Origin of the sequence: Candidatus Symbiopectobacterium sp. 'North America' (genome assembly GCF_015762685.1) — a bacterium.
Taxonomy (GTDB): domain Bacteria; phylum Pseudomonadota; class Gammaproteobacteria; order Enterobacterales; family Enterobacteriaceae; genus Symbiopectobacterium.
The window spans coordinates 1-11120 of sequence record NZ_PEHF01000015.1; the positions used below are offsets into that span (position 1 = coordinate 1).

Genomic DNA, 11120 nt, shown 5'->3' on the forward strand with positions numbered 1-11120 from the left:
TATAGGATTTATAGCCGTGCAAAATGATTCGTGATTCTATGCGAAAAAAATCGCCGCGCTACAATCCCGCGTCTGAAATTCCCTTCTGATGTGCCAAGTCTTTCTACATTAAAACTGGAAGAGGCGTTTCACGTATTCATTCCGGCTGATGAGTGGGATGAGCGTTTGGCTAGCGGCATGTACGCGGTGAATTTGGGGGCGTGCCCCGGCGGTTGGACCTATCAACTAGTGAAGCGCAGCATGATGGTGCATGCCGTGGACAACGGCACCATGGCGCAAAGCCTGATGGATACCGGTCAGGTGACACACCATGCCGCTGATGGTTTCCGTTTTGAGCCACCGCGCAACAATATCACCTGGTTGGTGTGCGATATGGTGGAGAAACCGGCGCGGGAGGCTAATCTGATGGCCGATTGTCTGGTGAAGGGCTGGTGCCGGGAAGTGATATTCAACCTCAAGTTGCCGATGAAAAAACGCTATGAGGAAGTGACGCAAAATCTGGCGTTGCTGAGCGAGCGCTTGAGTGAGAATGGCATTAACTACGAACTCCGTGCTCGCCAACTGTACCACGATCGCGAAGAGGTGACGGTACACGCGCGGCGTATATGGGGCGCGGTGCCCGGGCGGCGAGACGAGCGTTAAGCGCAACGCGCTTTTATATTCGACATCCTTGGCGAAAGCCGAGGATGTCTGCCAGAAGAAACGCGTTACATCTGCAAGAGATTCCCGCTTTCGCGGGAATGACTGTTCTAGTGGGTTTGTCTGCAATCTCACGAGTTGTTCGGGAAGAACGTCGCGTTTATTTCCCCGCCGTCAGCCGTAACTGCTGTAAATTCCCTTCCAGTGTCAAATCTGTGCGTAACGTCGCTACCTGACGGCTGACAAAGGCCATTTCGCGCTGCGATTCCAGTTTGCGTCGCCATTTTTCTGGCACCGTATCCAATTGCTGGTAGAGCTGTTCCAAGGTTCCGGCTTGGGCAAGCAACTGACTGGCGCTTTTAGGGCCAATGCCCACCACTCCAGGTATTTTGCTGCTGCTGATGCCTACCAACCCCCAAAAATCAGGCAGTTGCTGCGGTGAGACGCCAAATTCCTGCGCGATAAAAGGCACATCCAGCCAGCGCTTTTGAAAATAATCGCGAATCTGAATGGTGGGGGCCAGTAGCTGGCAGTACCCCTTGTCGGTTGAGACAATCGTCGCCTGATGACCAGCGTAGGCGACTTTTGTGGCGAGCGTTGCCGCTAAATCATCGGTTTCATTGCCTGGCGTATGCCAGCAGGGGATGCCCATTGATACCAGCGCTTGCCGTATTTGCGGCAGCTCAAGCGCCAGATTCTCAGGCATGGGAGGGCGGCCTGCTTTATAGTCGGGCAACAACTGGTGCCGCCAACTGTCGGCGCGCTGTTCATCATCAAACACCGCGACGGCGTGGGTTGGCTGACTGTGCTGTAGCAACTGGGTAACGGCGTGCTGACAGGCCGACACGCAGGGCGATCCCTGCACAGCATGGATACGACGAATCAGGTTTAATGCATCGATAATCAGCAAATGTACAGGCATCAGGCGGTCCCGGCGTGAAGCGTGATGAAGGTGGCGGGAAAATGCGGTTTTCCCGCCAGTATGGCATCAGGTGCAGATTTCATAGCAAGGGATGTAGGCGCTGCCCGGCAGCTTCATCCTTTGCTGCGTAACGAACCCTTGCAGCAGTTTATCCATGCTTTGCATCAGTTGTGCATCGCCATGGATCTTGTACGGGCTGCGCTCTTCAATCGCCTGAATGCCAACCTCTTTGACGTTGCCCGCCACAATGCCAGAAAACGCCTTGCGCAGCGCAGAGGCCAGCGCTTCTGGGGCTTGATTGGGGTGCAAATTGAGGTTTGCAATATTCTCGTGAGTGGGCTCAAACGGCAATTGCAGATCGGGTGCGATGCGCAATGACCAGTTAAAGCTGTAGGCATCACCGGTATGGCGGCGATGTTCCTTCACCTGCGGCATCGCTTTCTTCATCTGCCGAGCCACTTCCGCCGCATCATTAATGATGATGGAGTAGTAACGGCGTGCCTGACGGCCCAGGGTGGTGATGATAAATTCATCCAGAACATGGAAATAGTCGGCACTTTCCTCCGGCCCGGTCAGGATGATAGGCAGCACCTGTTCACTGTTTTCCGGATTCATCATGATGCTCAGCAGGTAGAGGAACTCTTCCGCCGTACCGACCCCGCCGGGGAAAATAATGATACCGTGCCCGATGCGCACGAAGGCTTCGAGGCGTTTTTCGATATCTGGCATGATGATAAGTTCATTCACCAGCGAATTTGGCGGCTCGGCGGCGATGATGGACGGTTCCGTCATGCCAATAAAGCAGCCTTCTTTATAGCGCTGCTGCGCGTGGCCGACGGCGGCACCTTTCATTGGTGCTTCCATTGCGCCGGGGCCGCAGCCGGTGCAAATGTTCAGTTCACGCAGCCCTAATTGGCTACCGACTTTTCGTCCATAGAGATATTCGGTTTCATTAATGGAGTGACCGCCCCAGCACACCACCATGTTGGGCTCTTCCCCGACGTGCAGCGCACGCGCGTTGCGCAAAATGGAAAATACCAGATTGGTAATGTGGGCGCTGTTTTCCAGATTCAGGTTCTGATAACGCTCTGCCGAGGTGATTTGCCCGTTAACAAACAGAATGTCGCGCAGTACGGCGAACAGGTTGGCCTGCAACGAACGGATAATGTCGCCATCGACGAAAGCGTCTTCCGGAGGATTGACCAGTTCCAGCTTCACGCCGCGTTCACGGCGCAACACATTGATATCGAAATCTTCGTAGCGGGATAGCAGCTCTTTGCTGTTATCGGTTTGGCTGCCGGAATTCAGCACGGCAAGCGAACAGTTGCGGAATAAACGGTAAAGATCGCTGCTGGCCGTGCTTTTCAACATGTCCACTTCCAACTGCGATAACAAATCCATAGACCCTAACGGGCTGATATGTGTAATCAATTTTACTCCTTGATAACGCAGTGTATAACAACAAAATTTCCAGGCTATCCCTTGTTGCCACCGGGGTGGCAAGACGTATAACACTGATATTTTATGTATTGCTCCACCTTAACCTGATGGTATCAGTTTTTCCAATAATGCCGTTTCTGAATGACGATATTGTATAGTATCCCGCACTATTGCCGGGGTAAGCGACTGGTGTTTGCAATAAAGTCGGTGTTGCTACGCCAGGGATTGATGTCCAGCCCGCCACGGCGCTTATAGCGCGCGTAAACGGTCAGTGCTTCTGGCTGGCAAAAACGCATCAGGTCGTTGAAGATACGTTGTACGCACTGCTCATGGAACTCATTGTGGTGGCGAAAGGAGACGATGTAGCGCAGCAGGGCTTCTCTCTCGATACGTTTGCCCCGGTAGTGAATTTGTACCGAGCCCCAATCCGGCTGGTGAGTGATCAGGCAGTTGGATTTGAGCACATGGCTCACCAATGTTTCTTCAACAACGGAGCTCTGCGCGTCTCAGGCGCTGGCGAGATGGTCGGCATTGAACGCATAATCCGTGATCTGAATATCCAGTCCGTCAATACATTCTCCTTGGAATTGGCCCAGCGTCTGTCCCTGAAAGGCATCCAGCGCAAACAGCGCCACGCTAACCTCACCCTGCGCACAGGCGGCCAGATCGCGCGTTAGCGTCTCTTGTACCCGTTGTCAATTTTCAAATACCGTCTGATTGAAGCTGTTCAGGTAGAGTTTGAAGCTTTTGGATTCGATAAGGTTTGCGCTATCGGCCTGCAAATGCATTTCGCCTACGGCAACTTGTGGCACTCCGTTGGGGGCCAGCCAGGAGCGCTCGTATAATGTCCAGATATCTTCACCGTGAAACGGCAAATGTGCGGCATCAATACCCAAAGGGTCGCGGTTTAAACTGCGTGGGACCGCTTGTAATAAGCCTGCATCGTAGCTGTCGTGGTAAGATGTCGGTTTTCCCAACGGTAACGCACTGAGCGCATCCTGTTTGTCAAAAGTGGACATAACATGCCTTTGCAAAGTAAAAACGATATGCAGTAGTGTAACCGACTCGCCCAGTGAAGAGAAAAAAGTATGGATGACAATGTGCAGCACGCGCTCCAGGCGTTTACCCAGCGTTATATGGCGGCCTGGCAGCAAGCCTATGACCATTTGCCCGCCAGTGGGGCGTTGTACACCCTGCGTGGTGGAAAATGACGGCGAGCGGGTATTTTGGACACCTCAGCCTGTGGCCGAGGGCGCGACGCTCGACGGCGTGTCGCGTGCGCTGACTATTGCGCTGCATCCTGACGCTGAACCCTTTTTTACCACACAGTATGCCGGGGATATGGAAGCGCGTTTTGCTGATATCGATTGCCTGCTGCTGCAATCGTAGAGCGAGGATGATTTTGTGCGTATGCAGGAAAATCTGATCGGGCACTTGCTGACGCACAAGCGACTTAAGTTGCCGCCGGCGCTGTTTTTAGCCACGATGGAATCAGAAATGGCGCTGATCTCGTTATCCAATGTCAGCGGTGAAGTATGGCTTGAAACCTTTGGTACACGTGAACATCGGGTGTTGGCTCCCTCTTTGTCTGTGTTCCTGCAACAGTTGCAACCGAGAGTAAGATAATGGTTGCCTGCGTTATCTGGCGGATATCTCTGTGTTTTCCTCGTTTCATGCACTTTTTTTGTTTTTTTTCTTTTTAATTAATGGATTATATTTTTCTTTGCATTAAGGGTTTCAGCGTAAATATAAGAAAAAATCTGATCAGGGTCTTGCTGTTCGTCGCCTTTTAATACATCTTAGTAACCGGTTACAGGATGTATCACTTTATCGCTAAATGTGGTGAAGAAGGATAACGGCTTCAGGATGAAACCAAGGACACCTCCAGGAAGGAGATTGAGAGCCGTGACGGTGTGGCAGGAGCCTAAAGGGAATATCTTCACAGAATATGCAGGAAGAACGGTCAGGACGAAAGTTGGACGCTTGCACGGAGAGCTGGTTAGGATAACCGCAAAGGAAAAGTTTTCACGGATGAGCAGGGACGCAGTGGTGCAGCGGGAAAGCTATAAAACGAACCGGGGGCACTGAATATCAGTGCCCCCAACTTTTTTGTTGCAGAGTATCCGTTAACGCTTTGCAGACGCGGCCCTCTATTGCGTTGCCACCGCAGCCCTGCGCCTGTTGGGCTCTCCTTGCTTCAATGATATGCTTTGCCCTCCACGCAGCTGGTGAGAGAAAAGCATGACGCACCAAGACCAAATTCGACACGCCTTATGGGAAATTGAACGTACGCTACGCGACAGTGTGTTTTGGCAATCCGCCCCGCCGCAGGCCAGTGCGTTTACCAGCACATAACCTTTCTGCATTGACACCATGAGCGCCGAACAGTGGTTGCAATGGGTACTGTTGCCGCGATTGCATGCGATGCTGGATGGCGGCGTTCCCTTGCCTCTGGCGCTCGCGGTTACCCCATATTTTGAAGAGGCCCTGACCCGGGATATCAACGACATCGCGCCGCTATTGGAACAACTGCGCGCATTGGATGCACTGTTTGTGCCTGCCGATGCGCAGGGAGATCTGGATGCTTGAGATTCTGTATCAGGATAAACATCTGATTGCCATTAATAAACCGGCTGGGTGGTTGGTTCACCGCAGTTGGCTGGATCGCAAAGAAAAAGTGGTGATCATGCAGACATTACGCGATCAGATTGGTCAACATGTTTTCACGGTCCACGTCTGAACCGGCCAACGTCAGGCGTGCTGCTGCTGGGGCTTTCCAGCGACATTGCGCGCCTGCTTTCGCAGCAGTTCGAACAGCACCAGATTCAGAAAACCTACCATGCGGTTGTGCGTGGTTACCTTTCCGGCAGCGATACTATCGACTATGCGCTGACTGAAGAGCTGGACAAAGTGGCTGACAAGCTCGCCCAGCGCGATAAACAACCTCAGACGGCCATCACCCACTACCGTTCTCTGGCACAGGTGGAGCAACCGATAGCAGTAGGGCGCTATCCTACCGCCCGATACAGTCTGATTGAGCTGATGCCGCAGACAGGACGCAAACATCAGTTGCGTCGTCATATGGTGCATTTGCGGCATCCTATTTTGGGTGACTCAAAGCACGGTGATTTGCGTCAGAATCGCGCAATGGCCGCGCATTTTGGTTGTGGACGCTTGATGTTGCATGCCAGCCAGCTAACGCTGTGCCATCCTGTAACTGGGAAACCCTCGGTATTACGTGCCCGCGTAATGACGCAATTTGGCTGGCTAGGCAGTCTCCCTGATGTTGAAAGGGTTGAGTTTCCGCCTGACTCGGGGCAGGATAACGGCCTTTCCTGTATTGCCGAATAGCGCAGATACGGCGTTATCGGGCACGCAGCGATACATTACACGTGGAGTCATCATCATGGCGCAAATTGGTATTTTTGTTGGCACGGTTTATGGAAACGCATTGCTGGTTGCAGAAGAGGTGGAGAATCTGCTGAGTGAGCGCGGCCATCAGGTTAAGGTGTTTGAAGATGCCGACCTGTCATCCTGGCTGGCGTATCGCGAGCAGTATGTGTTGGTGGTAACGTCAACCACCGGGCAAGGGGATCTGCCGGATTCCATCGCCCCGTTGTTTGCTGCACTGCGTGAAAAAGGTGGTCATCAGCCAGCGCTGCGCTATGGCGTCATTGCACTGGGCGACAGCAGCTACCCCCATTTTTGCGGCGCGGGCCAGCAGTTTGATGCGTTGTTGCAAGAGATGGGTGTTCAGCGTGTGGGAGATATTCTTCAGATTGACGCGACAGAATGCCCGGAGCCGGAAGTGCTTTACTGCCCGTGGGTAGAGCAGTGGGCAGGGTTGGTGGAAGCTGGGTGATAACTGCGCATGGGCTATACATATGCCACGCATCTGCATATACTTGGGACATGCATTTGCAAGCATAAAGGCCGAACGGCCAGTGAGGTATAACCATGCGTATTGTTTCTGTCTTCAAAAATGGCAATAACCGCGCTATCCGCCTGCCTCGCGATATGGATTTTGAAGGCGTCACTGAACTGGAGATTGCACGAGAGGGCGATACGCTGATCCTACGCCCGGTCAAACCCAGCTGGGGCTCCTTTTTGCAAGAAGTAAAGGCGGATGCCGATTTCCTGACAGAACGCGAAAACGTTGTCTGCGATGAGGGCCGCTTTCAGCTATGAGCAACCTGTACATGCTGGACACCAATATCTGCTCTTTCATCATGCGAGAGCATCCTGAGACGGTGATTCGTCGTCTGGAACAGGCTGTTTTACGCCGCCACCGTATTGTGGTGTCGGCGATCACTTATGCCGAAATGCGTTTCGGTGCTATTGGTAAGAAAGCCTCCCCACGTCATATCTCGTTGGTTGATGCGTTTTGTCTTCGCCTTGATGCCATGTTGCCTTGGGATAAGGCTGCCGTTGATGCGACGACCGACATTAAGGTGGCGATGGTGGCAGCAGGAACGCCCATCGGGCCAAATGATACTACGATCGCCGGTCATGCCGTGGCAGCGGGCGCGATTCTGGTCACCAACAATGTGCGGGAATTTGAACACGTACCCGCGTTGATGCTGGAAGATTGGGTACACTGATACCACGTCAGTGACGTAGAGATCTGTCACAGTAAAACAAAACCCCACGGCAACGCATGGGGTTTGTCAGCAGCAATAAAAGAAGTAGACGTGCAGCGTATTAACGCCCTTTGGTCAGCTTCTCCAGATCGGATTCGATCTCATTAATCTTGTTCGCCACCACGCTTTCCAGATGACGCAAATCATCAAGGATTTTGCGTTTCAGATCGACTTCCACCTGATCGCGTTGGCAAATCTGGTCAAGCTCATCAATGACATAACGCAGGTTGGGGCTGATCTCATTGATCTCTTTAAAGCCTTGTCCGCTGTTATCCGCAACGATGGTTTTACGTTGGCGCGGATATTTAAATTTTACGCTTTTGGCGAAAAACTCCCCTTTATCCTTACGAAAATAGATTTTTAGGATGTCGTTGCTGGCCTCCTGGCGCAGGCTATAGCGATCAATTTCATCGGGATGGGAGATACCCAGGCTTTTTAGATTGTCATACATGGCGCCACCTTTTGGGGAGTGATAAAGAAAAGGCGGGTAAACCCGCCTTGTTCAGTTTAGTCGATGGTACGAAGCAACTCATTGATACCCACTTTACCGCGGGTTTTCGCATCCACTTTTTTCACGATCACGGCACAGTACAGGCTGTAGCTGCCATCCTTCGAAAGCAGGTTGCCGGAAACGACGACTGAGCCTGCCGGTACGCGACTGTAATGCACTTCGCCGGTTTCGCGATCGTAGATTTTAGTGCTTTGGCCGATAAACACGCCCATGGAGATGACGGAGCCTTCTTCCACGATCACGCCTTCTACCACTTCAGAGCGGGCACCGATAAAGCAGTTGTCTTCGATGATGGTCGGGTTAGCCTGCAACGGCTCCAGTACGCCACCGATGCCGACACCGCCGGACAGGTGAACGTTTTTCCCGATCTGTGCGCAAGAGCCGACGGTCGCCCAGGTATCAACCATGGTGCCTTCGTCAACGTAAGCACCGATGTTGACATAAGACGGCATCAGTACAGTGTTGCGGGCGATAAATGCGCCCTGGCGCACGCTGGCAGGGGGCACTACGCGGAAACCTTCGCGTTGGAAGCGCGCTTCATCGTAACCAGCGAATTTCATCGGTACTTTGTCGTAGTAGCGGGTTTCCGTACCTTCCATCAGTTGGTTGTCATTGATGCGGAAAGAGAGCAGCACCGCTTTTTTCAACCATTGGTGCGTTACCCACTCGCCATTGATTTTTTCCGCCACGCGCAGTGCGCCGCTGTTCAATAAGCCAATTACCTGATTAACGGCTTTACGGGTTACGCTGTCCACGGAGGTCGGCGTAATGTCGGCACGGCGTTCAAAGGCGGTTTCGATAACGTTTTGTAATTGATGCATCCTGTTTCTCTTTCTGTGCTGTCAGTCAATGGTTAATTCAGGGTTACTTTATCGTTTGGGTCGAGGGCTTCTGTCAACCGTTGTTGCAAGATAAGGCGCAATTCCGGAGATAATGCGCGTCTGTCTTTGTCTGCAAGGATAAAAAGGTCTTCTACCCGCTCGCCAATCGTGGAAATGCGCGCACCGTGTAACGACACGTTGAGATCGGCGAACACTTTACCCAGACACGCCAACAGGCCCGGTTGATCGAGTGCGCTCAACTCCATATAGCTGCGTCTGTCCGTATGTGTCGGCAGGAAGCTGATTTCCGTGGGCACACTGAAATGGCGCAATTTGGAGGAAGCGCGGCGCGGGCGAGGATGTTGATAATCGCGCTGTGTGAGCGCCTGAACCAGCGCCTGGCGAATAAATTCGTGGCGATCCGGTACGACCGGGCTGCCGTCGGGTTCCAGTACGATAAAGGTGTCCATCGCCATGCCATCGCGGCTGGTGAAAATTTGCGCATCATGCACGCTCAGGTTGCGACGGTCGAGTTCGCCAGCCACGGCGGCGAACAGATAAGGGCGGTCTGGGCTCCAGATGAAAATTTCTGTGCCGCCGCGGCTGGCCTGGTGGCTGATAAGCACCAGCGGCTGATGTAAATCATGCTCAACCAGATGGCGTGCGGGCCAGGCAAGCTGATTCGGCGAATGACGCAAAAAATAATCTGCGCGGCAGCGGCTCCAGATAGGGTGCAGCGCTTCTTCATCGATATTGTCCATGCGCAGCAGCGCCAAGGCCTGAAGGCGATGATGGCGCACGCGATCGCGCACATCCGGTGTATTTTGCATCCCGCGGCGTAGCTGTTTCTCGGTGGCGAAATAGAGTTCGCGCAGCAGGCTCTGTTTCCAACTGTTCCACAAGGTTTCGTTGGTCGCGCAGATATCGGCAACCGTGAGGCTGACCAGGTAGCGCAGGCGGGTTTCGCTTTTCACTTCAGCGACGAATTGCTGTATAACCGCCGGATCCTGAATGTCGCGACGTTGTGCGGTAACCAACATTAGCAGGTGGCAGCGCACCAACCAGGCAACCAGTTGCGTTTCGCGTGAATTAAGCTGGTGCAGCGCGGCAAACTCAACGACATCTTGCGCCCCCAGCTCAGAGTGATCGCCGCCGCGTCCTTTGGCAATGTCATGAAACAGCACCGCAAGCAGCAGCAATTCCGGCTGCGGCAGGCGTGGATACAGCTCCACGCACAGTGGATGTTGGGCGCGCGTTTCTTCGTCAGCAAAACTTTCCAGTTTGAGCAGCACGCGCAGCGTGTGCTCATCCACGGTGTAGGCATGAAACAGATCGAACTGCATCTGCCCGACGATATTGCTCCACAGTGGCGTATATGCCTCCAACACGCTATGACGATGCATCGGCAGCAGGGCACGGTTTACCGCGTGTGGATGGCGTAGAATAGCCATAAAAAGGTGACGCGCTTCAGGAATAGCGCACAGCGGTTGGGCCAGATGGCGGCGCGCATGGCGTAATTGGCGCAGCGTGGTGGAATAGATACCGGTGATCTCATCGTTGCGCACCATGGTGCTAAACATTCGCATAATGGCTTCCGGCTTGTGCATGAACAGGGTTTCATCACGCAGATCGATCAGGTTGCCACGCAGTTGGAATTCGTTATCTATCGCACGTGGCTTTTCACTGGCATCCAGTGCCAGAATGGCCTTATCGAACAGTTGCAGCAGCATATGATTAAGCTCGCTGACGCGACGCGTCGCGCGATAGAAATCTTTCATCATGTGCTCAACCGGAGCATTATCCTCGCCACGGTAATTCAGCAACTGTGCCACGTTGAGCTGGCGGTCAAACAGCAGGCGGTTGTCATAACGCGACAGAATCAGGTGTAAGGCAAAGCGAATGCGCCACAGAAAGCTCTGACATTCATTGAGCTCGTTGCGTTCGGCTTCGGTGAGAAAACCAAATCCGACCATTTCGTTGAGCGAAGTGGCACCAAAATGGCGCCGGGCAACCCAGAGCAAGGTGTGAATATCTCGCAGCCCACCGGGGCTAATGAGATGGTCACCCCCACCCTGTAGCAGTATGCTGACAGGGTGTTTTTCTTTCAGGAGAGGCCATCATGAAAAATGTTGCACTTATTGGTATCT

At 53.1% G+C, this 11120-nt stretch carries 7 protein-coding genes and 6 pseudogenes; 7 read left to right on the top strand and 6 right to left on the bottom strand.

Annotated features, from left to right (window positions below; all coding sequences use genetic code 11):
• Nucleotides 1-63 precede the first annotated feature (63 nt).
• Nucleotides 64-642 (top strand): annotated as a pseudogene (gene rlmM, locus CS369_RS03165) (23S rRNA (cytidine(2498)-2'-O)-methyltransferase RlmM); the annotation flags it as partial.
• Nucleotides 643-799: 157 nt separating this feature from the next.
• Here rlmM and xni read toward each other — a convergent pair.
• The 3 genes and pseudogenes from xni to queF form a co-directional block, all read right to left on the bottom strand.
• The gene (xni, locus tag CS369_RS03170) at nucleotides 800-1561 is read right to left on the bottom strand and encodes a flap endonuclease Xni (protein WP_196905951.1); all 762 of its coding nucleotides are present in this window, start codon (nucleotides 1559-1561) and stop codon (nucleotides 800-802) included.
• Between the two features lie 66 nt (nucleotides 1562-1627).
• Nucleotides 1628-2992 carry a nucleotide 5'-monophosphate nucleosidase PpnN gene (gene ppnN, locus CS369_RS03175; protein WP_196905952.1) on the bottom strand — a complete coding sequence of 455 codons (1365 nt, stop codon included), beginning with the start codon at nucleotides 2990-2992 and terminating at the stop codon, nucleotides 1628-1630.
• A gap of 176 nt (nucleotides 2993-3168) precedes the next feature.
• Nucleotides 3169-4020: pseudogene (queF, locus tag CS369_RS03180) on the bottom strand (NADPH-dependent 7-cyano-7-deazaguanine reductase QueF).
• A 69-nt stretch (nucleotides 4021-4089) separates the two neighbouring features.
• Here queF and syd point away from each other — a divergent pair.
• The 6 genes and pseudogenes from syd (at nucleotide 4090) to CS369_RS03210 (ending at nucleotide 7602) form a co-directional block, all read left to right on the top strand.
• A pseudogene (gene syd / locus CS369_RS03185) lies at nucleotides 4090-4627 on the top strand (SecY-interacting protein).
• A 615-nt stretch (nucleotides 4628-5242) separates the two neighbouring features.
• Nucleotides 5243-5590: pseudogene (locus CS369_RS03190) on the top strand (YqcC family protein).
• A pseudogene (gene truC / locus CS369_RS03195) lies at nucleotides 5583-6352 on the top strand (tRNA pseudouridine(65) synthase TruC). Before CS369_RS03190 ends, truC begins: the two co-directional pseudogenes overlap by 8 nt.
• Before the next feature lie 55 nt (nucleotides 6353-6407).
• Nucleotides 6408-6863, top strand: coding sequence for a flavodoxin (locus CS369_RS03200; protein ID WP_196905953.1), 456 nt, complete (start codon nucleotides 6408-6410; stop codon nucleotides 6861-6863).
• A gap of 95 nt (nucleotides 6864-6958) precedes the next feature.
• On the top strand, nucleotides 6959-7189 hold the full coding sequence (vapB, locus tag CS369_RS03205) for a type II toxin-antitoxin system VapB family antitoxin (protein WP_196905954.1): 231 nt from the start codon (nucleotides 6959-6961) through the stop codon (nucleotides 7187-7189).
• Complete coding sequence (locus CS369_RS03210; RefSeq protein WP_196905955.1) at nucleotides 7186-7602, top strand: type II toxin-antitoxin system VapC family toxin; 417 nt, start codon at nucleotides 7186-7188, stop codon at nucleotides 7600-7602. Before vapB ends, CS369_RS03210 begins: the two co-directional genes overlap by 4 nt.
• Before the next feature lie 100 nt (nucleotides 7603-7702).
• Here the strand turns inward: CS369_RS03210 and CS369_RS03215 are convergent, their stop codons facing one another.
• The 3 genes and pseudogenes from CS369_RS03215 to glnD all read right to left on the bottom strand — a co-directional run.
• Nucleotides 7703-8092 (bottom strand): DUF3461 family protein, encoded by a 390-nt coding sequence (locus CS369_RS03215; protein WP_196905956.1) that lies wholly within the window; start codon nucleotides 8090-8092, stop codon nucleotides 7703-7705.
• A 56-nt stretch (nucleotides 8093-8148) separates the two neighbouring features.
• On the bottom strand, nucleotides 8149-8973 hold the full coding sequence (gene dapD / locus CS369_RS03220; protein WP_196905957.1) for a 2,3,4,5-tetrahydropyridine-2,6-dicarboxylate N-succinyltransferase: 825 nt from the start codon (nucleotides 8971-8973) through the stop codon (nucleotides 8149-8151).
• A 32-nt stretch (nucleotides 8974-9005) separates the two neighbouring features.
• Nucleotides 9006-11024: pseudogene (gene glnD, locus CS369_RS03225) on the bottom strand (bifunctional uridylyltransferase/uridylyl-removing protein GlnD); the annotation flags it as partial.
• Between the last annotated feature and the right edge of the window lie 96 nt (nucleotides 11025-11120).